The following is a 21,045-nucleotide window of genomic DNA, read 5'->3' on the forward strand; positions in this document are numbered from 1 at the left end:
CCCGCCTTCCCGCTCTCTTTATGTATACGAGGAATAGATCAGTTCATTATTCAAACGAAAAAAGAATTGCTGGTCGATTTCTCCCGAATATATATCCGACTTTCCGCCCTGAATATTTCACGTTGACAATGGTGGTGATATCTGAATTAAACCAAGGAAAAAACTGAGAAATATTATTTAATTACCAATGTGTCCTGACTGTGTTTTTCTGCAATACTATTAGCAAGTGCTTGTAACTCGACCTGGGCTTTCTCATTCGGTGCGCCCTGAATATATACCGGGCTTAACAGTTCTGCCTTGATATGTGAGATCATAGATGTAAGGGTATCCACTGTCTTTCCTCCCCACCCGTATGACCCGATGATTGATGCATATCTGGTTTTAGGTTTGATAAGGTTGGCAAGATAGGCAACTGAGACCATGTCAGGATGAGGACCGAAGAGAACCGTTGGTGTAGCAAAGACCACTGTTGCAGCATCGACCAGTTCCATTGCAAGCGCTCCTGTATCCGGATTTGTAACTTTGAATGGTTTCACTCCGACTCCACGCTCTAGAAGCAATTCGGTAAGGAAATTCATCATCTGGCTGGTACTTCCATGCATGGAGACATAGGGTATGAGAACAAGATTTTTCACCCGGTCACTGGTCCATTCTTCATACAGATCCAGAATCAGTGATGCCGGTTTTACCAGGGGACCATGACTCGGTGCAATGATCGAGATCTTCATCTCCTTCAGCTGGCTCATGTACTTGACGATACTTGACCTGAAGGGCATCATGATCTCACCATAATACCTCTTTGCCAGGATCTCCTCACGGGCCATGTCCTGCACAAACAGATCTGATGTAGCATAATGAGAGCCAAATAGGTCACATGAGAAGAGGATCTCCTCTTCAGGGCAGTAGGTCATCATCGTCTCTGGCCAGTGAACCCAGGGCGCTGATATGAATGAGAGTGTCCTATCTCCCAGATTGATAGAATCGCCAGAGTTTACAACCTGACATCGTCCTGCTGGGACATCAAGCAGAAGAGCGAGAAGTTCCTGACATTTCTGTGAACAACAGACTTTCGCTCCCGGAAAGAGTTCAAGCAGCATCGGCAGGCATCCTGCATGATCCTGTTCGGCGTGATTGATAACGATGTAATCAAGCCTGTTAATGCCGAGTCTTATTAGGTTTCCAATAAATTCTTCTTGTTTCGACGGATCTGACGTATCAATGAGCGCTGTCTTTTCGCTTCCTTTAACGTAATATGAGTTATATGATGTTCCTTCAGGAAGGGGAACCAGTTCATCAAATATCCGTCGGTTCCAGTCAATGACACCAACTGTATAGATCTGCTCACTTATTTGACGGACAGCCATGGTAATCCTCGGCCAGCATTGCTGGCTAATACATGTCAGATAGGATGGATAACTGGATAAAGGGATAAGATTATCTGAAACAACTCCAATAAGGAGCCAGGATATGCCTGAGTTCATCGGTTGTTTTCATTACATGAGATAGTGCCGTATCTGAAACTGACCGGTGAAGAAGCCCTAGGAACGTATCTGGTTCTCTGATATGAGAGATATCAAGTCCTGCCATGGCAGCGATGATACCAAGGTTAATATACGGAAGCCCTCCTTCAACGCTGTATCCGCCTTCCAGGATCACAACCAGTCGTCCCATACAGATGCTATCAGCAAGGATGCATATCTCCTGCATCATGGTAGCATAACCTCTGGCAGTTAGGGCGAGACCAGTAAGAGGATCAGTGAAATGGTTGTCCTGTCCGGCAGAGATGACGATACAATCAGGCTGAAATTCCTCGGCAAGGGGGATGATGATCTCACGAAGCAGGTAATGGTATACCTGATCTGAACTGCCACCAGGAACTGGCATGTTTACCGTGTACCCTGTTCCCTCTCCCGTTCCGATCTCATCAATCTGGCCGGAACCTGGATAAAACGGAAACTGGTGTATTGAACAGAAGAGAACTGAGGGATCGTCTTCAAAGATATCCTGGGTTCCGTTGCCATGATGAGCATCCCAGTCCAGAATCATAACCCGTCTCATCCCTCTTCGCTGGCACTGTCTTACTGCAATAGCCACATTGTTGAGATAACAAAAGCCACCTCCATGAGAACGCCCGGCATGGTGGCCCGGAGGACGAGAGAGGACAAAAGCATTTCTCACTTCCTGGTTAAGAACAGCGTTTACTGCAGTAACTGCTCCACCGGCTGCGAGCAGTGCATCACTAATAAGGCCCCTAGGGATCAGGGTATCATAATCGATCATACCCCTGGTAATGCTTGCTTCTTCAAGAAATTTCAAATAAATTTCATCATGAACTAAAAGCACCTCACTTCTCGTTGCTTTTCTGGGTTCTATCAGACGGATATCTGAAAGATCAAAGATCCCTTCCTCGGTTAACTGATCTATGGTATAGGCAAGGCGTTCACTTCTTTCCGGATGGGTTGGGCTCTGCTCATGGCGAAGATAGGCCTGGGCAAAGATGATCCCCGTGGTCATAGTGCCTCTGAAGTAATACCGGGTGCTATTCCAATCACAAAATCGGTTATTCTTGCCTGTATTCTTCCTCCCCGTACCACATTATATGCCGAATACTGACTGGTTACCAGTTCATCCAGGTCTTTTTGGGGTGCTCCTTCACTTTTCCCCATGGTCCTGACCAGTTCACCGGTATGGATAAGAAGTTCCTCGTCGCTGATGCCGGGTGGAAGCGGATGATCAATTCCGTTTAAGGTAAGGACACCGCGTTGGGAGTCTGCGTGAGCATGGATTTTTATACTGATTCGTGACACTGCTGCACCGACAGCGTTAGCTGATACGGCATGGTCGGGTACAAAAAATTTAACTCGTGCTTCATTTGCAAGATCTGGTATCATATAGGGGGCAAGAAACCCGGCACCCACGATCATTACGGGGTCCATTTTGTGAATAATGGCTCCAAGAGTCTCAAGATATTTGGTGTATGCATCTTTTGCTTTTATTTGATCCAGACAACATGAACGCGATGTGTCACCGATATCAGCACCGAGTACATTGAGGGCATCTGTCAGAGTTGGTTCAGTACCGCCGAATGCTCTGGCATTGCCGGATCTGAACTGCATCAGATCATCTCTGATGCACGAATCTCCTCCTAATGGAACTGTCTCTGCTGACACTGCCTGAACAAGGGTCCTCTTTCCCTGTACAAATAGTGTCTCCAGCATTGGTTTTCCCTCTTTTATGGGAACAAGATCAGTAGTAGTCCCTCCAATATCAACTACCAGGCAGTTCTTCTTTTGAGAAAGATAACCCGCCCCGATGGCTACTGTTGCAGGACTTGAATGATAAAGAAGGGAAGGATTTTCAATAGCCCGGTCATGACCGCAGAGCCCACCGTCTGATGTTACAAATAGTGAGTCTGGATGCGAAATCCTGATTTTTTTTGAGAGTGCAGCGACTTTGGCTTTTATTCCGGCATTGATCCTGGTGGTTGTGATACGGGCAGGGAAATTGAGACCGCCGAGGGGAGCACTTGTTGCGATCTGTTCATCATCAAAGAACATTCTTGCAATATCCCTGACAATCTCTTCCTGAATAGGATTTCTAACCGAAAATTTACCTGCAATCGCAATCCCTTCTGCGCGACACCCCTTGAGAAGTCTTTCGACCTCTTCTGTATCAACTGGTTCTAATATATTGCCACGTGGGCCAACCGCACCTTTCACTGCGCCCCCGTACACGAGTCCCGGACCAGGGATGGTTATGGTCCTGATTCTTCCGATATTGCCTGTAACCATCGCGTTCAGCGGTTGGGATGTACTTATTGCAAGTCTCCCGTCTTTTCCAGCGGCGTTGAGAGCGAATTCAAGACCTTTTGAATTTGGGACTTTTATTGTCCGGATTTCGCCATCAACCAGTGCAATATCAGTATTTGTCCCGCCAATGTCAATTCCGGTGAACATTGCCCCTCCTAAAACTCCTCTCTGAATAACTTCCCTGACTGTGAATTATTTGAAGATTACCGGGACCGGTTTTGATTCTGAATATATATGTCAGGAACCTGAAATACTTTGATCAATTGGTGTTGGTCTGCTGAAATCATGACGCTTCAGTGTGAGGATGGGGAAAGTGTCCTGAAGAAGACCATCGCAGCGGTGTTCTTCACTCTGAAAGTTCGTCACATCTCCAAGGTGTATGTGACTGATAGACGTATAGTCATCAAAAACCGCAAAAATGAATATATAAAGATTTCGTTTGATCATATACATGAAATAACTGTTGAAGACCAATACCGGCTCTGTATCAGATGCAATACTCCACAACGGTTTTTTACAGAACGTGAAGAATATACGCGTCTTTACTTGCATGGATTAAAGAAAAAAGAAGGAGGTGTTATTGCTCCTCTGGAAGATGCAAAGTGGCCGGATGCATGGAGACGGTACTTAAATTCCCTTGTAAAGAAATACCAGACCGCTGTGGCGAAGAAAAAGCGGGAGATGCAGAATCAAGAGGAGGAACTGCTTTTCATCGAAGGGATACAGCGAAGACCCAACGGGCTTGATCCATTCGCCATTGTAAAAACCAAGGAGAAGGTTCATGTCTGGTTCGATGACAACGAACTCAATGTATGCACCGTGTATGCCACGAGTGATCATCTCCTGGTCAAAATAAAGTCATCTGATTATCTTGTTGTTCCGTATTCTGTGATTTATAATTCCGGCCCTGAAGGAAAAGATCGTTTTTGTATCACCTTCTCCTTTTCACAAGAGATTGAGGGATTTTCATCACCGTTATTAAAGATGTATATTAAGCGTATTCCTGAGCCCGGTGAGGAATACCCTGCAAAAGTACAGGAACGGTGGATGGAAGGATGGCAGGAGTTCTTCAACCAGGTAACATCCGCGTTTAAGGCACATAAAGGGGCGATTAGCCACGATGAAATGCTTGAGATGCTTGTAGAAATGAAACACAGTCCCACCAAGTATTCTCTTAGTAATTATGCCAAACAGGGATGGGATCGTGCCTGTGGGCTTGCCGTGGATAGGTTCGGAGGAATGGATGACCTCTATCTGTTCCAGACATTTTTGCTCAAAGAATATGAGGATATGAAGAACCGAGGGGTTGCTGAACCGGATCCGGCACGCCAGGAGGCCTACATGGGTTCAGAAATGGCGTACAACGCAATTTTGGCTTACATTAACCAGCATACCCGCTCCCGTTAGGTTTAACTCCGGTTTATGTTTCACCTCTTCCCGATACAAATGACAGGATATTTACCTCATGCTCTGCACCAGAGAGTATGGATCCTGAAGAGGAGGCAGTGCGGACCATCGCTAACCTGATGGCCGCAAGCGTCCGTACTGCACCGAAAGGGAAAGGTACTGACACCATCGAGACAAAGGTTCTGTACGGGCAAGATCTTGTGGACCTTGCACGGGAGATGGAGAATGTTGGAACCAGAATTGGATTTCAATTCTTTATGCGTGATGCAAAAAATATCGCCGTTGCATCAGCATGTGTGCTCATCGGGTGTCACGGCGAACAACACCTGGGATTAAACTGCGGTGGGTGTGGGTTTGATACCTGTAAAGAGATGGCAGAAGCATTTGGAAAGAGAAAAGATGGTTCTCTTTATAAGGGCCCAGTCTGTGCCATACGGATGGCAGATCTTGGGATTGCCGTAGGTTCAGCAGTTAAAACTGCCCAGATTCATAACGCTGATAACCGCGTCTTTTTTTCGGCAGGAGTGGCAGCACTATCTCTTGGTCTTCTTCCCGGATGTACAACTGCATATGCGATCCCACTCTCGATAACTGGGAAGAATATTTTCTTTGATCGGTAACCCGGATTATGACAATATTGAAAATTCGTGGAGGAGATCTCGATCTTGTCGAGTATGAGTTCAACTCATTCAAGGCTGGTGAGAACCTGGATACTGCCGGGCTTCAGGGATCATATGAACTGAATATCAGAGATGAGCCAGTCAGCGTCAGAGCACCCGGGCGAATACATCTCACGGTTCTTGATATGAACCGGTTTGCACCAGGTCATCCGGGAGGAGGTGGAATTGGGTTTGCAATACAGGTGTATGCCCATGCAACTGCCAGGGCAATCCCTTCCGGGTACGAGATTACCTATAGCAGACCTGCCATCATCGAGCACTTTCTCATATTATTCTCCCGGGTTGTCGGATACACCGGCGGGTTTGCTGTGGAGGCTCGTGATCATGAGTACAAGCATGTAGGGCTTGGCTCCACCAGTACCATTTTGACAACCATCGCATCTGCAGTGAACAAAGTACTAGGAGAACCTCTGACGCTCGATCAATTGAGGACTCTGATCGGTCATAACTATGTGGAAGAGACTGAGGGAGGACTTGTGGCATTCGGTTTTGAGACCGGTGTAGGTCCTGCTGTCAGCACCTATGGTGGAATGGCTGTTATGGGAGATGACCTGGCCCTGGTTTATCGCCATGAGTTTGCTGCAGATAAACATGTGCATATTGTCATTCCTCCAAGTTCTATCTCTTCGGCTGGAGAGGAAGAGTTTGCTCTCCTTATGAACAAGGCACGAACCCTTGATTACCGGGACAGGGAACAGAAGGCATACTGCACATTAATGGACTTTATCCCAGCACTGGGATGCAGCGATCTCCAGCGGATGGGTGACGTGATGTGGGAGATCGAGTTCAGGGGATCGAAGCGTGCTGAGGTTGAGCACCACTCGTTTGAACTCTATCACTACATGAATCGACTCAGGAAAGCAGGTCTTGAATTTGTCGGGATGAGTTCTGTCGGACCGTCAATTGCTATCATTACTGCATTGTCTGCGGATGAAATCAAACACATCCTCAAGCCCATGGATCTAACTATTGCTATCAGTACTCTGGTTGATAACCACGGGCTTGTTTTTCAGTGAGGGATCAAATCCCGATCTCACCCCTTTGTTCAAAAGGCATAATCTCTGTGAAGGGTAACATGGTGAGAATGATTTTCGGAGCAGGGGAATGAAACCACTGGGATGTACCCTCTCCGGTGGGCTGGTTTTCTTTTCACCGGTAATCAATCGGGTGTTACGGCTCACAATTCCATTCCTCCTGGGAATCGGGATGATTCTGTTCTATTACTCGATATATGATTATAACACATTTCTACAACTAACCAGCCTGGCTTTTCTATATTTTATACCCCCTGCCGGGAAAGAAAGCCTGATTCCTGCTGCCATTGCAATGGGCCTCCCCTGGCTTACCATATGCGCCACACTTACATTCATTGATATTATTTCATGCCTATTTATGCTCTGGAATTTTGAGATCCTTGTATTAATTCCGTTCATTGGCCCCAAACTGATACAGTTCATGCGGAGGGGCAATGATGTTTTAGCAAAACATGCATGGCTTGAACGACTGTATCTTGTCGGTCTTGCACTGTTTGTCTTTCTTCCTCTCCAGGGGACCGGGGCTGTTTCAGGAACCGTGCTTGGGAAGATGGCAGGGATGCCTCCGCTTGAGATCTTTTGTGCAATCAGTATCGGTTCAGCCCTTCACAGTTTGGTCATCGGGTTATCAGCATATGCCCTGAATAAGTATCTTGGTCTCAATCTCTGGTACCTGGTGGTTTTTATCCTTGCGATTATTGTTGTAATATCGGTGGGCTCATATTTCTGGTATCGAAATGTTGAGACAACATGTTCTCAAGAATAAGTTGTTGATGATTGACACTCCAGATCTCTAATTTCTGTGGACGCGGGACTGGATCCAGGAATAGAAAATTAGGGCAAATGATCCAAGAATGCTTAAAAAAAAGAGTATTGAGACTCCGGCAAATATGATGCTTCGGTATGCAGCGAGCCAGGGAACGATAGCACAGAGATATCCAAACCCGCATACCAGTGGCGGCCAGAGAAATGCACCGAGAATATTATATGCGGTAAAATGGTTGGGTTTCATCCTGCTGATTCCGGCAAGAAACGGAATGACTGTCCTGAGGATTGGGATGAAACGTCCGATGGTGATAGCCGTGTTTCCCCATTTGCAGTAAAATTCACCACTGCGCTTCAGATCCTTCTCAGTGACAACTCGTGAGAAATGTCTGGTAACAAAAGGCAGACCAACGTGGTATCCGAGCCGGTAACTGAGTTCATATCCAAAGAATCCTGCGAGAGTATACACGATGAAGAGGTATGATATATCTAAAAACCCTCCTGCAGCTAGCATTCCTGTGAGAAAGAGCAGAGAATCTCCGGGAAGCCATATCATGGGGGGTACACCGTTCTCAAGCAGAATTACCAGGAACAGGATAAGGTAAAATGCAGGACCGGCAGTGTCAGCAGCATTGGTGATATCACCTGTCAAAAGCTGGGACAGAGTTTCGGTTAGCATCAGAGAAGATATATCGTGTTCCCCCATTTCTAGTATGCTGCAACACAGATCCAACGCTTTAACCATTTTAGAGTAGACTTTCCTCTACCTGAGCCGGCAGAACCGGACGGAGTCTCCTCCCATGCATGAATACGGGATAGCTTATGATATTGTTGAGACTGCACGGCGTGCGGCTATCGAGCACCATGCCAGGGCGGTCACGAAAGTCTGCGTGGATGTCGGTGAGATCTCGATGATCAACCCTGATCAGGTTGAGTTTCTCTTCAATACCCTCATTGAAGATGAACCACTCTTTGCCGGTGCCAAGATGGTCTGTTCGGTAATACCGCCTGAAACGCATTGTGAGTGCGGGTATGTGGGCAATGAGATCTATATCTGCCCAAAGTGTGGTGCACTTCCATCTATTGAGAAGGGGAGGGAGATCGTGGTTACTAATATTGAGATAGAGGCTGAAGGGGAATGAAAGTAACACTGATGCACGGAGCCGGCGGCGAAGTGATGGGTGAGGTGATAGACATCGTCTCAAAGATCACCAATAAGAACGCCGGAGGAATCGGTCTTGAATCACTTGATGACGGAGCTGTTATCCCGATAGGAAACTCCCAGGTCGTCTTCACAACAGATTCACACATTGTCCGTCCTCTCTTTTTCCCGGGAGGAGATATCGGCAGGATCTCGGTCTGTGGGACTATCAATGATATCGCTATGATGGGTGGAAAACCGATCGCAATTTCCTGTGGGTTGGTTCTTGAGGAAGGATTTGAGTTTGAGGATATCAACCGGATTGTTGCCTCAATGAATGATGCCCTCAATGAATCCGGTGTAGCCCTCGTTACCGGTGATACCAAGGTAATGGAGAAAGGCAGTCTTGATAAGGTCATGATCAACACTGCTGGTATCGGTGTGGTAGAAACTGTGGTCCGTGACTGTGGCCTGCAGGTCGGTGACGTGATCATTGTTTCCGGTACCCTGGGTGATCATGGGTTTGCGGTCCTTGCGAGCCGTGAGGGATTCGAGTTTGGCGATCAGATAATCTCAGATGTTGCCCCTCTTTCCGGGATGGTGCAGGAAGCAATGAAAGCAGGTTGTATTCATGCAATGAAGGATCCCACCCGTGGGGGATTTGCAAGTGCGATCAATGAGATGGCTCGAAAGTCAGATGTCCAGGTACGGATATCCGAAGAAGCCCTGCCGATCCGGTCTGCAGTGAAGAGTGCCTCAATGCTGCTTGGTATTGATCCACTCGAAGTTGCCAATGAAGGAAAGGTTGTTATGGGAGTTAAGGCTGAAGATGCTGAAAAGATCCTTGATGCCCTTAAGTCTCATAAATATGGAAAAGATGCTGCAATAGTTGGAAGAGTGGTTTCAGGAAAGGGAGTAATCATGGAGACCGCTGCTGGTGGTGAGAGGTTTATTGAGACCCCCCTTGGTGATCCGGTTCCGAGGGTGTGTTAGAACTGATTATTGTATTATTAAAAATAGTGATAATTTTTTGAATATTGATATATGGCATCTTGTCAGGTAATCCATAATGATTAAAAAAAGCATATATGGACATTTTTCTTTCTTTGATACAAAAGAGAAATTATTTCAATTGGGTCTTCTTTTTGCAATAATTATTGGATTTTATTATAAATTATTATCATACTCAAATATTATTTTAGATAGCGATTCTGCCCAATTCGGGCTATATAGTTATTCTATGGCTCACGGAAATATCTTGTTTCATGAAATGTATTTGTCAAGTTCTGGGAAATATTTCCTGGAATTACTAATCTTCCATCTTTTCCCACAATTTTTATCAAATTATGATCCAATAATTCTGAAATTATCATTATTTTTAATATTTGCTTTAACGGTATTCATTTTTTCATTTTTTGTGTATTATATCACAAAAAAAATTACAAGTGCTTTGATTTTTGCAGCCTTGTTTGTTTCCTTAAATTCTTCAGCATTTAGTTCATTTGCTGATATTTCTCATATGTTTTCAGTTTTATTCTGTGGTTTGGCTTTAATTTTCACCTGTTATTTTATATCAAAGAATCATGAACAAAACTATATCTTAAAATCCCTCATTTTGATAATTATCTTTAGTTTCTGCATTTCAATAGCATCCTATTCTGATCCCTATGTAATACTATGCTACACCATGCCAATAATCGGAGCATATCTTTTCTTTTTTAATAATAAAACAAAGATTACAAATTTATTTTTTATTTTTGTTGCAACTTTTTCACTTATTTGTTATTTGTTTGGAGATTGGATCATTCAAACGATAATTCCGGATCCACCACGGATTATTCCATATATGCCTTTAGAAATGCAGCCATTTACTCATATTATTCCCTATATATTGTTCTTTTTAGAAGGATTTTCACGTATACTTAATAACAATCTTTACCAGTTATGGGATGGGTTCACCATCGAAAATATTGGTGTTAGTATTGTAATAATTGCAATTTTTGTTTATCTTCTTTCCATATATCTGGTTCATCGAAATCTGATAATTTTTAAAAATAAGTTTTTTTCAGCCTATCTCATTCTTGCATTTATGGTTTTTTTTATTTTTTATGTTTTTACTAGTATGAGTGCAGAAGGATTATCGCATCAAAAATATTTACTATATCCAATCATTGTAGTTCTTTTGTTGATATCACTCTCTTACTCTTCAAAGAATCAAATATTTACGATACTCATATGCTTATTCATCTGTTTTGGATTAATTGGGAATTTTTATTCCAATCCAAAATTTGAAATTGATTCAAATCAGAATCAAACAGAACTCATAGATTTTCTAAAAAATAATTCATTGTATTATGGCTACAGTGATTATTGGGATTCTAATTTAATCACGTATCTTTCAAAATTTGATGTAACTGTAAGGGCATTAACAATTGATGGAAATGAGAGCGTCCAGACGTATCCGTATAATAATAATGATAATTGGTATAATTATCCAGATGGGGCAGATGTTTTCATTCTTACAAGAAAAGAAAACACATTATTGACTGATGAAAGCCTTGCCCACGTTTTAGATATTGATCCACCGAAAAAAGTGATGCATAGCAATGAATACACAATATATGTGTGGTAAAAATACTTTCTATTTTTATATTTATGTGAATCTTTTATAGAATATGACTCATTCAGATGATCAATCAGGTTATCATAGATCTGAGTGGCGAAAGATATCTCAGGATTTAACCGGCCGGGAAATAGTATATTTCATCTCTGGTTCTCCGGATGGAGTCAGGGAGACAAAGATCAAATCTTTTATGCACGATGTTTTCCGATTTTCATTTAGTGGGTCAATAGAACCGCATCTGGAGAAAATTGAGAAGGATGGCCTCATCTCAAAAGAAACGACCCGAAGTGGCGCCCGGATCTGGCATGCAAACCACGACAAGGTAATTGAGATGGTTACGAATGAACTTGATGAGATGAAATACCGGGAAAAGGAACTTCGTGAGCTCCATGCATTCCTGATTAATACCTATGGTGATTGACAGATAATTTTTATATCTGAATAAATAAGTAAAATTTTTCTGATTTGATAAATTAATCAAATATAGCCTATTATCTGATTGAATTATGAAATCTGGCGTTTCTATTATCTGTGTTTGTAAAAAAGAGACGGAAAATTTCAAATGCTGATATGGGGATTTGAACCCCAGTCGAAGGAGTGAGAGTCCCACATGATTGACCGAACTACACTATATCAGCAGGTGCCTACATATTTCAGTCATTTATCTATATGAACGTGTCTGTATTCAATTGCTCGTGTTCACCACAACTATATCTGGCTATTACTCCTATTAATTAGGAATATATGGCAGGAATTGAGGATCAAATAAAAGAAATAGAGGACGAGATCCAGAAAACTGTCTATAATAAAGCTACTTCCAAGCACATCGGGCGGCTGAAGGCCAAGCTTGCCAAGATGAAAGAGGATGCTGTCAACCGTGCAATGAAAGCCGGTGGCGGTGGCGAGGGATATTCAGTAAAAAAATCCGGAGATGCAACCGTCGTTCTCGTGGGTTTCCCGTCAACTGGTAAGTCCACTCTTTTAAATAAACTGACCGGGACCGAGAGTGAGACTGGCGCATATGCATTTACGACCCTGACAGTAGTACCTGGAGCTCTCGAACATAAGGGGGCAAAGATTCAGCTTCTTGATATTCCCGGTCTTATTGCCGGTGCTGCGATGGGCAAAGGGCGTGGGAAAGAAGTAATTGCTGTTGTCAGAACAGCAGATATGATCGTTATCCTCGTAGACGTTTTCAACGAGAAACACGTGGATGTTCTGATTCGTGAACTATACGATGCAGGGATCAGAATCAATGTGCCAGAGCCTGATATTACTATCAAAAAAACTTCACGCGGCGGTGTCAGGCTCAATGCTGTTGGTACACTTGATCTTGATATCGAGGAAGTACGATCAATTCTTACTGAGAACCGGATTGCAAGTGCTGACATCCTCATCCGTGGCAACGCAACCCAGGATGATCTTATTGATGCCTTGATGGGAAGCAGGGTGTATGTACCTGCTATCGTAGTCGTCAACAAGATCGATCTTATTGACGAAGCAGAACGTACACGGATTGAGGCTGACCTTACTGAACGGTTTGAGATGAGTCCGGTGATGATTTCAGCTGCTGCCGGATATCACATGGAAGAACTCAAGGATGCGATTTACGACAGCCTTGGATTCATGCGTCTGTATCTTAAACCGGTTGCCGGACCAGCTGATCTGGATGAACCCCTGATTATGAGACTCGGGGCAAAAGTGGAAGATGTCTGCCACAAACTTCATCGTGATTTCTACGATAAATTCAGGTATGCAAGGATATGGGGGGATTCAGTCAAGCACGAGGCTCAACGTGTCGGGCTTACCCATACTCTTGCAGATGAGGATATACTCCAGATTATCATTGAGCGGTAAGACAGTCACGAAGTGTTTCAAGAGGGGCATTGGTCTTAATGCAATATCCTGAGTAATGAACTCTTGAGGCAGAATATCCCATATTTTGTAATGATTCAAGGACTCCGGCGATAGGGCCTGGAGATACCCTGTATGCTTTTGCAAGTTTGTGGTAATCGTACGAGAACGAAATCACGGGTTCCTGCATGCAACAGGTCAGGATTTTTCCGAGTTCATCTGGTGAAGAAATCCCACTGCCTGGTAGACGTTCATTCATAACCGATAAAAATTCAGGATCCTGAATTGCTCCGGTCCAGAGCGGCCCGATAGTGTTTAATTGTTTGCCACAATGGGGGCAGACTTTAGGTTCGGGAAAAAAACCAGATCCTTCGGTCCGGTACGGGCATCCCGTACATTGGTATATATATCCCATCTGTGCCAGGGTTTGATCTGCTGCCTGGGTGCCACGGGCAAGTTTGAGGTGAAGCCTGACAAAGTGCTCGTGGGCAAAACAGAACTGTGGTATTATCCCGCGGTCATATCTAGCTGTCATCCGTGCAGCATATCCAAGTAGAATCCGCAAACCGACCTCTGCATGGTAGTCGGTATTCATGGGTCGTGCCATGTATCTCCTGATTCCTGCCTTGAGATGTGCTCCACAGAGAGGAGCTGTATCTGTTGCAGTAATGCCTATCATCCGTACCGAACTTCTGATACCGGCATCAATGAATGGTGCCGGTGTTCCGAAAGGATCAAGATCGACAAAATCGAATGGCTCTTCTGACATAAGCGCATTGGCATCCCGGCAGGTGGCACTGGCGTCAATACCCAGATGATCGATATTTTTTTTAATGAGAGTTGTTGCATCAGGGTCGCGGTCATTTATCGTCACTGTGGTCCCTGTTTCATACCCTACCCGGCAACCTCTGATACCACTAGCTCCCATTGCATCAAGATATGTTCTTGGCTCTGTGCAGGCTGCAACGATCACAGTAGCGTCACGATTCAGTGCCATTCTCGGATTGTAGAAGATAGGAGCGCTGCCTGGAGGAAACGTTGCAGTACTATCATGTATGGGAACCCACAGGGTGGTTTTCCCTTCTTCTATCAATTCCAGTTCCATTCGTTGAAAAAATGGCTGTTCGATAGACTTATACCTTCCCGTATGCCACCTAATAGGGCAGGACGTGTGGCCTAGTCAGGATATGGCGTCAGCCTCCTAAGCTGAATGTCGGGGGTTCAAATCCCTCCACGTCCGTACCTCTTTTGGAATTGTATGAAACCTGCAGCTTTTATCAGGATCATCAGGCCACTCAATGCTGTTATGGCCGGATTTGCTGGCGTTCTCGCCTTTGTCATTGCTACCGGCACGCTGCTACCATCAGTTTTGATCATTTTTTTTATGGTTCTCCTGATAACAGCGGCGGGAAATGTGATTAATGACTATCATGATGCGGCAATTGATGCGATTAACAGGCCGGATAGACCGATTCCCTCTGGTGAGATCAGCCAGAAGACAGCGCTTGTGTATGCGATACTGCTCTTTCTCATTGGGAATGCCATTGGCATCGCATTTGCTCCTCTACCCCTGATCATTATCGCGGTTGTAAATTCTGTATTACTCTGGGGATATGCGTCCCACCTCAAGGTTATGCCTCTACTTGGAAACCTTGCAGTCTCATACCTCTCGGCTAGTATCTTTCTCTTTGGAGGGGCCCTTGAAGGATGGGAAGGTGTGATTGCAAACCTCCCGGTTGCAGGTGCCAGTTTTGGTGTTATCCTGAGTCGTGAACTTATCAAAGATGCAGAAGATATGCAGGGCGATAGAGTTCACGGAGCACGAACACTGCCAATCTTATACGGACTTAAAAGCACTGTTCTGGTGGCAGTCGCATCTGCCACGCTCGGGGTTATCATATCGCTTTTCCTCTATTTCAGGTGGGGAAATTATTACCTGATCGGAATAATTCCTGTAGATATTGTAATCCTTTATGGAGCATTTCGTGCGTTCTGGTGCAGAACATCTGAAGAAATAAAAGAGTCACGTAGTTCATTGTTCATCAAAGTCGGGATGTTTGCCTCGCTGTTGATATTTCTGCTCTCAGCAGTGCTCTTTCGATAAAATAGTGTTAAGAGGAATATTTTTCAAGCTCCTGCGGTACGTCTGCACGACTGACACCAAGAAGAGCAATCTGGTATACCTCATCCCAATTGACAGCAGTTTCAACACATCCATCGCGGGTGGTAACAATTCCCATAGAAATAAGGTTAAGTTGTCCTGCCATCTCGGTTCCTTCTTTGATTTCTATCAGGCACCCAATACCGATGATTGCTTTGGGTTTGTATCGTTTCACCATTCTCTTGATAAATGAAGAACCAGGCACAATGAAGAACTTGTATCCCATTTTTTCAAGAAGGGGTTTTGCAACACCGATCTGACATAATCCACACGAACGACAGTTGAGCCCCTCTTCGTGTAAATGAGCAGGACACGCTCCAGAGCGGAGACATTGTGGAATAAAAACGGCACGCTCAGGAATAGGGATTACCATGAATGCCTTTCTGTTCAGTGTGTTCTGCAGAGTTACCATGATACGCAGAAACTCCTGGTCCTCAACACCAACAAGTTTAAAGAGGCCTCGCATCATGCCTTCGAGGAATATAAGGCCCGCTCGCATGAATCTCGGGAAGAGAAGGTTTCCTGTTCGTATTGCGTAAACTGTTAAAAAGAGAAGGATTAATCCACAAATCAGACAACCAAGGATAAAGAGGACGGTTACCTCGCCTATTAACGTAATCAGATGAGGGTAGAGATCAAAGACTGATGTCATGATCCTGTTGTAAGCTCCTCTTTCTGATTGCTCTGATCTCGGCTAGATCATCAGGCAGAGTGAATATACCATGTTCTGTGATGATCCCCGTTACCAGTGATACTGGTGTTGCATCAAATGCCGGGTTGTATACATTTACTGTATCTGGTATCGTTCTTCTCCCTCCAAAGTATGCGATTTCATCTCGGGATCGTTCTTCTACAATGATGTCTGCTTCAACAGACTCCTCATCAAAGGTTGAAAATGGAGCCGCAACATAGAACGGTATCTCATGGGCATGTGCACAGATGGCATGCATGTAGGTTCCGATCTTGTTAAAGACAGCATCACCCGTAATTCGATCAGCTCCCACAACCACGAGATCAATCATCCCTTTTCTCATGAGTGATGCAGCCATTGAATCGGTGATAACTGTGACATCGATCCCATCCTGTGCAAGTTCCCAGGCTGTCAGTCTGGCACCCTGAAGAAGTGGTCTGGTCTCGCAGGCATATACCTGAACTAATGTACCGGCCTGTACCGCTGACCTGATGACGCCGAGTGCAGTGCCCCATTCACTGCATGCTAATGCTCCTGCATTACAGTGGGTGAGAATCCTGCATGAAAGAGGAAGAACTTTTCGTCCATGTTCTCCAATCGCATGACAGGTTCTGCTGTCTTCATCAGCTACGTTTTCAGCTTCACTGACTGCCCGATCCCGGGCTGATGTTATTGTCTTTTCCTGCTTTACAACAGTGAGGACGCGATTAATCCCGTAAAACAGGTTAACTGCTGTAGGTCGGGTGGACCTGAGCAAATCTGCTGCAGCTGAAACTTCCTGTTGAAAAATTTCTGGATCAGATGTTGTGCTGGTCAGTGTTGCGAGGGCGACCCCATATGCTCCAGCTACTCCGAGCGCTGGTGCTCCCCTGATGTCGAGACATTTTATAGCATCAACCAGACTGTTGACTGTTGCTATAGAATCCACGCGGTATTCTTCTGGAAGTCGTGTCTGTACTATGTACCTGATCGCAGGAATCTCCGGGTGAAAGGTTACGGGTCTTAGTGGGGTATCAGAGGGCTGCATGCTCCCCCTTCATGCATCTGATGACCGCACGCATTGCTGCAGCTCCGCCTTCGGCAACAGTATCTGGTATATCCATCGGTTCCCGGCAGGTTCCTGCGAGGAATATGCCGGGTCTTATTGCTGAAATATGTTCAGATTTTTGATCAACGCTGGCATAGAATCCGGTGTCGTCCAGGCTGATATTTAACCGCTTGGCAATCTCCGCAGCATCGGTCTGGGGTCTGATTCCGACAGAAAGGACTACCAGATCCGCGTCAATTTTTATGATTTCCTGGTTTTCCGTGTTTTCAACATGAACTCTGATGTGAGCATTATTCTGATAAAGATCTCCGGGAAGACCTCTCACAAATCTCACTCCTGCACGAATTGCCCGCTCATAGAATTCTTCGTAACCCTTTCCATATGCCCTGATGTCCATGTAAAGCACGGTTACCTCGGTGTCTGGAGATTTTTCTTTGATGAGCAGGGCATTTTTAATGGCGTACATGCAGCACACGGCTGAACATGAAGGAGATCCGATTGCACAATCACGAGAGCCTACACACTGGATAAAAACAATCTTCTTTGGCTTGGTACCATCTGAACGTTTTTTTAAGGCTCCACTCGTTGGCCCGCTTGCGTTGATCATCCTCTCGAATTCGATACTGCTTATAACATCAGGAATTCTGAGGTAATGATACGCAGGCTTCTTTGTAGCATCAAATACTTCATACCCGGTTGAGACAATAACCGCTGAAGCTTTGATGAAGGCCTGCTCTTCTCCATCCTCATGATCTCTAAGAATTGCCTTCTTTCCACAGACACTATAACAGAGTCCGCAGTTGATACAGTGTTCTGCATCTCGGATTACAATATTTGGAACAACCTGTGGATGGGACTTGTAGATAGCTTTACGGACTCCAAGTCCTGCGTCAAATTTATTGTATACCTCAACAGGACATATCGCAACACAGTCGTCACATCCGGTACATTCAGACTCTTTTATGTAACGGGGATGCCTGGTGACATGTACTGTGAAATCTCCCACATCACCTTCAATACGTGTTACTTCAGTACACGTGTGGAGAGATATCTTTGGATGTCGGGCAGCATCCACCATTTTTGGACTGAGAATACACATGGAACAGTCATTGGTTGGGAAGGTCTTGTCCAGCATTGCCATGTGTCCGCCAATGGTCGGCTCACGCTCGATCAGGTGAACATGGATATTATGATTTGCCAGATCGAGAGCCGCAGTGATACCTGCAATACCGCCACCGATGACAACAACCTCACTCACCCGCATGCTCCCGTGCCAGTTTCACGTACGATGAGGCATTCTGTAATGTGGCAGCAACCTCTTCATCTGTCACCTGCCTTACTACTTTTCCCGGAACACCGAGTACTAATGATCTGGGAGGAATTTCCTTTCCTTCTGAAACCAGGGCCCCAGCTCCGATGATACTCTCCTCACCAACAATTGCACCGTTCAGAACGATGGCCCCCATCCCGACAAGAACTCTATCCTTGACTGTGCATCCATGTAAAATAGCGCCATGTCCAACAGAGACATCTTCACCGATAGAAACTGCATGGCCCGTAGATGTATGTACAACACAATTATCCTGAATATTGGAACGTGCACCGATGGATATCTGATCTTTATCTGCCCGTATCACCGCTCCATACCAGATCCCGATATCAGGGCCTGCAGCGACCTCTCCTATGACGGTAGCATTCGGTGCAACAAATGCAGCCTGTGGAATATGCTGATGGATATTCATACGTTGGTACGGAATTTCCCTACAAACCAGACCTGGCCGGGAATAAATCCGTTCACTCCTGTGTACATATCGGCGAAAGGGCATAAAAGGATCAACCACCGGTTCCGTGGTTCACGAATGAACCCGATGTTCTGAAACCAGATTTGACAATATTATGAATATCCATAAACGTAAGGGAACATAACCATGTTCAGACATGAAGGTGATGGTTGGGGGAACCTTTGACCCTCTGCATGACGGGCACCGGTTTCTTATCAGTCGTGCCTTTGATATTGCCGGTCCGGACGGAAAAGTAATTATTGGTTTGACCAGCGATGCTTTCGCAGATCGTAAATCTCATCCGATTCATCCTTATAAAGATCGGGAAGCAGACCTGCTGGCATTTCTAAAAGAAAAAAACGTACCCCCTATCTGGATGATAGAAGAACTTCATGACAGGTTCGGATCAACCCTCGATGCTGACTTTGATGCCCTTATTGTGAGTGAAGAGACATTTCCTGTAGCTAAAGAGATAAACCAGTTACGTAGGAATAAAAAACGTCCATGTGTTGAGATCCATCAAATCAGATGCGTGCTCGCAGAAGATGGAAAATGGATTTCCAGTACCAGAATCTGGCGTGGAGAGATCGATGTGCATGGCCATGTTATCGATCACCAGTCCCAGGCTTCCACCAAATCAGATGATGTGTGATGATATGTCAGACCCGATAACTGTGTCACAATAATCACAAATAAGTCGTTTTCCCTGAACTGAGAACCTGCTGCTCACCGGCTCATTGGTATTGGTAATACAGCACGGGTTTGGACACCTGAGAACTCCGATAAGGGTGTCCGGAATATCTACACCTTTCTTCTCAACAACCCTTCTTTCTCTGATAATATTGATTGTTGCCTTAGGAGCGATGAGGGCAATCCTGTCTACTTCCTCGTCCTTGAGCTCCCTGTTCTCTATCTTGACAACATCTTTTCTACCAAGAGCGCTACTCACCACATTGGTGGCAACACTGACACATTCATTTGTGCTCCCTGTAATTCCTAGGATCCGAAGAACAATCAGGGCTTCGCCACCAGTAATGTGATCGATCACAGTTCCGTTCTGAATTGCGCTTATCAGCAGCCCTTCCTGGTACTTGTCGCTGTTCATTGCATCACCTCCAGGAGCATTGCCATCCTGACCGGTACACCATTTCGTGCCTGCTGAAAGTACCGTGCATAGGGAAGTGAGTCAACAGCCGGATCTATTTCATCAACCCGGGGAAGGGGATGTAACAAGATCAGGTTGTCCTTCACGCCCTGAAGGAGAGATGGCGTTATCCGGTAGCTTGCCGCCACATCGAAAAATGAGGCAGGGTCAGGGAATCGTTCGCGCTGGAACCTCGTTACGTACAGTACGTCAAGGTCACGGATGATCTCCTCGATTGAATCATGTTCGATGACTTCACACCCTGCTTCTCTGAGATCATGCTTGAGTGACTCTGGCAATCCGAGCCCTTTTGGGGAGATTGCATGTATCTCGGCATTGTACCTGGTTAACGCATACGCAAGAGAATGAGTAGTCCGGCCGTACATCAGATCTCCGACGAGCCCTATCTTTATCCGGTCGAGGGGCATGGACTGGTGAATTGTATACAGATCAATGAGTGTTTGAGATGGGTGCTGACCAGCCCCGTCACCGCCGTTAATGACCGGTACATCTGCAAATTCACTTGCAAGTCTTGCGGCCCCGACTTTTGGATGCCTGAGGACGATTGTATCAGCATACCCGCTGACAACCCTGATAGTATCAGCAAGTGTCTCACCCTTTGCCATCGAACTGACCTCAACACCGCCAAGGTTCATGCATGATCCTCCAAGACGCAGCATTGCGGATTCAAACGACATTCGTGTCCTGGTACTTGGTTCAAAAAAGAGGAGCCCGAGAATTTTTCGTTTGAGCGGCTGTGCATCAGCACCGTAAACAGCGATTCTGGCTGCCCTGTCTATCAGGTGATCAATCTGATTACGATCCAGATCTCTGATTGAAATATAATGTCTCATGTGTGATGCCCTGCCGGTTGTCATAAACCGGTACGGTGGGATCTCACATCAAT

22 protein-coding genes and 2 tRNA genes are annotated in these 21,045 nt (G+C 45.2%); 12 read left to right on the plus strand and 12 right to left on the minus strand.

Annotated features, from left to right (window positions below):
* Positions 1 to 173: 173 nt before the first annotated feature.
* The 3 genes from DK846_RS02245 to DK846_RS02255 are packed head-to-tail and all read right to left on the minus strand — an operon-like array spanning position 174 to position 3,956.
* Positions 174 to 1,481, minus strand: coding sequence for an FprA family A-type flavoprotein (locus DK846_RS02245; RefSeq protein ID WP_342769638.1), 1,308 nt, complete (start codon positions 1,479 to 1,481; stop codon positions 174 to 176).
* Positions 1,435 to 2,514, minus strand: a complete 1,080-nt coding sequence (locus tag DK846_RS02250; protein WP_109967285.1) for a histone deacetylase family protein — start codon at positions 2,512 to 2,514, stop codon at positions 1,435 to 1,437. The genes DK846_RS02245 and DK846_RS02250 overlap by 47 nt, the downstream gene beginning before the upstream one ends.
* Entirely contained in the window at positions 2,511 to 3,956 is a 1,446-nt protein-coding gene (locus DK846_RS02255; protein ID WP_109967286.1) for a hydantoinase/oxoprolinase family protein, read from the minus strand. Before DK846_RS02255 ends, DK846_RS02250 begins: the two co-directional genes overlap by 4 nt.
* A 138-nt stretch (positions 3,957 to 4,094) precedes the next feature.
* On the opposite strand from DK846_RS02255, the gene DK846_RS02260 reads away from it, so the two are divergent.
* The 4 genes from DK846_RS02260 (at position 4,095) to DK846_RS02275 (ending at position 7,696) form a co-directional block, all read left to right on the plus strand.
* Positions 4,095 to 5,216: a hypothetical protein gene (locus DK846_RS02260; RefSeq protein ID WP_109967287.1), complete on the plus strand. Its 1,122-nt coding sequence runs from the start codon at positions 4,095 to 4,097 to the stop codon at positions 5,214 to 5,216.
* Positions 5,217 to 5,293: 77 nt separating this feature from the next.
* Positions 5,294 to 5,836 carry a ferredoxin domain-containing protein gene (locus tag DK846_RS02265; protein ID WP_109967288.1) on the plus strand — a complete coding sequence of 181 codons (543 nt, stop codon included), beginning with the start codon at positions 5,294 to 5,296 and terminating at the stop codon, positions 5,834 to 5,836.
* An 8-nt stretch (positions 5,837 to 5,844) separates the two neighbouring features.
* Positions 5,845 to 6,912, plus strand: a complete 1,068-nt coding sequence (locus DK846_RS02270; RefSeq protein ID WP_109967289.1) for a GHMP kinase — start codon at positions 5,845 to 5,847, stop codon at positions 6,910 to 6,912.
* An 88-nt stretch (positions 6,913 to 7,000) separates the two neighbouring features.
* The gene (locus tag DK846_RS02275; RefSeq protein ID WP_109967290.1) at positions 7,001 to 7,696 is read left to right on the plus strand and encodes a small multi-drug export protein; all 696 of its coding nucleotides are present in this window, start codon (positions 7,001 to 7,003) and stop codon (positions 7,694 to 7,696) included.
* A gap of 27 nt (positions 7,697 to 7,723) precedes the next feature.
* On the opposite strand, the gene DK846_RS02280 is transcribed toward DK846_RS02275, so the two are convergent.
* Entirely contained in the window at positions 7,724 to 8,374 is a 651-nt protein-coding gene (locus DK846_RS02280) for a DedA family protein (protein ID WP_181391577.1), read from the minus strand.
* Between the two features lie 121 nt (positions 8,375 to 8,495).
* Here DK846_RS02280 and DK846_RS02285 point away from each other — a divergent pair, with 121 nt between their 5' ends.
* The 4 genes from DK846_RS02285 to DK846_RS02300 all read left to right on the plus strand — a co-directional run bounded on the left by DK846_RS02285 (position 8,496) and on the right by DK846_RS02300 (position 11,880).
* Positions 8,496 to 8,837 (plus strand): hydrogenase maturation nickel metallochaperone HypA/HybF, encoded by a 342-nt coding sequence (locus DK846_RS02285; protein WP_109967292.1) that lies wholly within the window; start codon positions 8,496 to 8,498, stop codon positions 8,835 to 8,837.
* Positions 8,834 to 9,829: a hydrogenase expression/formation protein HypE gene (gene hypE / locus DK846_RS02290; protein WP_109967293.1), complete on the plus strand. Its 996-nt coding sequence runs from the start codon at positions 8,834 to 8,836 to the stop codon at positions 9,827 to 9,829. Before DK846_RS02285 ends, hypE begins: the two co-directional genes overlap by 4 nt.
* Positions 9,830 to 9,905: 76 nt before the next feature.
* Positions 9,906 to 11,468 carry a hypothetical protein gene (locus tag DK846_RS02295; RefSeq protein ID WP_109967294.1) on the plus strand — a complete coding sequence of 521 codons (1,563 nt, stop codon included), beginning with the start codon at positions 9,906 to 9,908 and terminating at the stop codon, positions 11,466 to 11,468.
* A 43-nt stretch (positions 11,469 to 11,511) separates the two neighbouring features.
* The gene (locus DK846_RS02300) at positions 11,512 to 11,880 is read left to right on the plus strand and encodes a hypothetical protein (RefSeq protein ID WP_109967295.1); all 369 of its coding nucleotides are present in this window, start codon (positions 11,512 to 11,514) and stop codon (positions 11,878 to 11,880) included.
* Positions 11,881 to 12,022: 142 nt separating this feature from the next.
* Here DK846_RS02300 and DK846_RS02305 read toward each other — a convergent pair.
* Positions 12,023 to 12,097: transfer RNA gene (locus DK846_RS02305), tRNA-Glu, on the minus strand.
* Between the two features lie 106 nt (positions 12,098 to 12,203).
* Here DK846_RS02305 and DK846_RS02310 point away from each other — a divergent pair.
* Positions 12,204 to 13,316 carry an OBG GTPase family GTP-binding protein gene (locus tag DK846_RS02310; protein ID WP_109967296.1) on the plus strand — a complete coding sequence of 371 codons (1,113 nt, stop codon included), beginning with the start codon at positions 12,204 to 12,206 and terminating at the stop codon, positions 13,314 to 13,316.
* Here DK846_RS02310 and DK846_RS02315 read toward each other — a convergent pair.
* On the minus strand, positions 13,303 to 14,418 hold the full coding sequence (locus DK846_RS02315) for a tRNA (guanine(10)-N(2))-dimethyltransferase (protein ID WP_109967297.1): 1,116 nt from the start codon (positions 14,416 to 14,418) through the stop codon (positions 13,303 to 13,305). The two genes, DK846_RS02310 and DK846_RS02315, sit on opposite strands and share 14 nt — an antisense overlap.
* A gap of 60 nt (positions 14,419 to 14,478) precedes the next feature.
* Here DK846_RS02315 and DK846_RS02320 point away from each other — a divergent pair.
* Both DK846_RS02320 and DK846_RS02325 read left to right on the plus strand, forming a co-directional pair.
* A tRNA-Arg gene (locus tag DK846_RS02320) sits at positions 14,479 to 14,553 on the plus strand.
* A gap of 18 nt (positions 14,554 to 14,571) precedes the next feature.
* The gene (locus DK846_RS02325) at positions 14,572 to 15,417 is read left to right on the plus strand and encodes a geranylgeranylglycerol-phosphate geranylgeranyltransferase (RefSeq protein WP_109967781.1); all 846 of its coding nucleotides are present in this window, start codon (positions 14,572 to 14,574) and stop codon (positions 15,415 to 15,417) included.
* Positions 15,418 to 15,424: 7 nt separating this feature from the next.
* Here DK846_RS02325 and DK846_RS02330 read toward each other — a convergent pair whose 3' ends face one another.
* From DK846_RS02330 to DK846_RS02345, 4 genes are read right to left on the minus strand one after another with little or no spacing between them, the layout of a single operon-like run.
* Positions 15,425 to 16,126, minus strand: a complete 702-nt coding sequence (locus DK846_RS02330; RefSeq protein WP_109967298.1) for a DUF116 domain-containing protein — start codon at positions 16,124 to 16,126, stop codon at positions 15,425 to 15,427.
* Entirely contained in the window at positions 16,110 to 17,192 is a 1,083-nt protein-coding gene (gene mtnA / locus DK846_RS02335) for an S-methyl-5-thioribose-1-phosphate isomerase (protein WP_109967299.1), read from the minus strand. The genes DK846_RS02330 and mtnA overlap by 17 nt, the downstream gene beginning before the upstream one ends.
* Positions 17,179 to 18,471, minus strand: a complete 1,293-nt coding sequence (locus DK846_RS02340; RefSeq protein WP_109967782.1) for a CoB--CoM heterodisulfide reductase iron-sulfur subunit A family protein — start codon at positions 18,469 to 18,471, stop codon at positions 17,179 to 17,181. Before DK846_RS02340 ends, mtnA begins: the two co-directional genes overlap by 14 nt.
* Positions 18,464 to 18,955, minus strand: a complete 492-nt coding sequence (locus tag DK846_RS02345) for a gamma carbonic anhydrase family protein (protein ID WP_109967300.1) — start codon at positions 18,953 to 18,955, stop codon at positions 18,464 to 18,466. The genes DK846_RS02340 and DK846_RS02345 overlap by 8 nt, the downstream gene beginning before the upstream one ends.
* A gap of 196 nt (positions 18,956 to 19,151) precedes the next feature.
* Between DK846_RS02345 and DK846_RS02350 the strand changes: the two genes are divergently transcribed.
* Positions 19,152 to 19,646 carry a phosphopantetheine adenylyltransferase gene (locus DK846_RS02350; RefSeq protein WP_109967301.1) on the plus strand — a complete coding sequence of 165 codons (495 nt, stop codon included), beginning with the start codon at positions 19,152 to 19,154 and terminating at the stop codon, positions 19,644 to 19,646.
* On the opposite strand, the gene pyrI is transcribed toward DK846_RS02350, so the two are convergent.
* Positions 19,632 to 20,099 carry an aspartate carbamoyltransferase regulatory subunit gene (gene pyrI, locus DK846_RS02355; protein ID WP_109967302.1) on the minus strand — a complete coding sequence of 156 codons (468 nt, stop codon included), beginning with the start codon at positions 20,097 to 20,099 and terminating at the stop codon, positions 19,632 to 19,634. The genes DK846_RS02350 and pyrI overlap by 15 nt on opposite strands.
* Entirely contained in the window at positions 20,096 to 20,992 is an 897-nt protein-coding gene (gene pyrB, locus DK846_RS02360) for an aspartate carbamoyltransferase (protein ID WP_109967783.1), read from the minus strand. Before pyrB ends, pyrI begins: the two co-directional genes overlap by 4 nt.
* Between the last annotated feature and the right edge of the window lie 53 nt (positions 20,993 to 21,045).

The sequence above is a fragment of the Methanospirillum lacunae genome, from assembly GCF_003173355.1.
Taxonomy (GTDB): Archaea; Halobacteriota; Methanomicrobia; order Methanomicrobiales; family Methanospirillaceae; genus Methanospirillum; species Methanospirillum lacunae.

What these genes read in the sequence shown, in the direction of transcription:
- DK846_RS02315 (WP_109967297.1), bottom strand. Translation starts at nt 14,418, where the DNA reads ATGGAACTGGAATTGATAGAAGAAGGGAAAACCACCCTGTGGGTTCCC.
- DK846_RS02245 (WP_342769638.1), bottom strand. Translation starts at nt 1,481, where the DNA reads ATGAACTCAGGCATATCCTGGCTCCTTATTGGAGTTGTTTCAGATAAT.
- hypE (WP_109967293.1), top strand. Translation starts at nt 8,834, where the DNA reads ATGAAAGTAACACTGATGCACGGAGCCGGCGGCGAAGTGATGGGTGAG.
- DK846_RS02275 (WP_109967290.1), top strand. Translation starts at nt 7,001, where the DNA reads ATGAAACCACTGGGATGTACCCTCTCCGGTGGGCTGGTTTTCTTTTCA.
- DK846_RS02300 (WP_109967295.1), top strand. Translation starts at nt 11,512, where the DNA reads ATGACTCATTCAGATGATCAATCAGGTTATCATAGATCTGAGTGGCGA.
- pyrB (WP_109967783.1), bottom strand. Translation starts at nt 20,992, where the DNA reads ATGAGACATTATATTTCAATCAGAGATCTGGATCGTAATCAGATTGAT.
- DK846_RS02345 (WP_109967300.1), bottom strand. Translation starts at nt 18,955, where the DNA reads ATGAATATCCATCAGCATATTCCACAGGCTGCATTTGTTGCACCGAAT.
- DK846_RS02295 (WP_109967294.1), top strand. Translation starts at nt 9,906, where the DNA reads ATGATTAAAAAAAGCATATATGGACATTTTTCTTTCTTTGATACAAAA.
- DK846_RS02325 (WP_109967781.1), top strand. Translation starts at nt 14,572, where the DNA reads ATGAAACCTGCAGCTTTTATCAGGATCATCAGGCCACTCAATGCTGTT.
- DK846_RS02265 (WP_109967288.1), top strand. Translation starts at nt 5,294, where the DNA reads ATGGATCCTGAAGAGGAGGCAGTGCGGACCATCGCTAACCTGATGGCC.
- DK846_RS02350 (WP_109967301.1), top strand. Translation starts at nt 19,152, where the DNA reads ATGAAGGTGATGGTTGGGGGAACCTTTGACCCTCTGCATGACGGGCAC.
- DK846_RS02255 (WP_109967286.1), bottom strand. Translation starts at nt 3,956, where the DNA reads ATGTTCACCGGAATTGACATTGGCGGGACAAATACTGATATTGCACTG.
- mtnA (WP_109967299.1), bottom strand. Translation starts at nt 17,192, where the DNA reads ATGCAGCCCTCTGATACCCCACTAAGACCCGTAACCTTTCACCCGGAG.
- DK846_RS02285 (WP_109967292.1), top strand. Translation starts at nt 8,496, where the DNA reads ATGCATGAATACGGGATAGCTTATGATATTGTTGAGACTGCACGGCGT.
- DK846_RS02310 (WP_109967296.1), top strand. Translation starts at nt 12,204, where the DNA reads ATGGCAGGAATTGAGGATCAAATAAAAGAAATAGAGGACGAGATCCAG.
- DK846_RS02330 (WP_109967298.1), bottom strand. Translation starts at nt 16,126, where the DNA reads ATGACATCAGTCTTTGATCTCTACCCTCATCTGATTACGTTAATAGGC.
- pyrI (WP_109967302.1), bottom strand. Translation starts at nt 20,099, where the DNA reads ATGAACAGCGACAAGTACCAGGAAGGGCTGCTGATAAGCGCAATTCAG.
- DK846_RS02250 (WP_109967285.1), bottom strand. Translation starts at nt 2,514, where the DNA reads ATGACCACGGGGATCATCTTTGCCCAGGCCTATCTTCGCCATGAGCAG.
- DK846_RS02280 (WP_181391577.1), bottom strand. Translation starts at nt 8,374, where the DNA reads ATGCTAACCGAAACTCTGTCCCAGCTTTTGACAGGTGATATCACCAAT.
- DK846_RS02270 (WP_109967289.1), top strand. Translation starts at nt 5,845, where the DNA reads ATGACAATATTGAAAATTCGTGGAGGAGATCTCGATCTTGTCGAGTAT.
- DK846_RS02260 (WP_109967287.1), top strand. Translation starts at nt 4,095, where the DNA reads ATGACGCTTCAGTGTGAGGATGGGGAAAGTGTCCTGAAGAAGACCATC.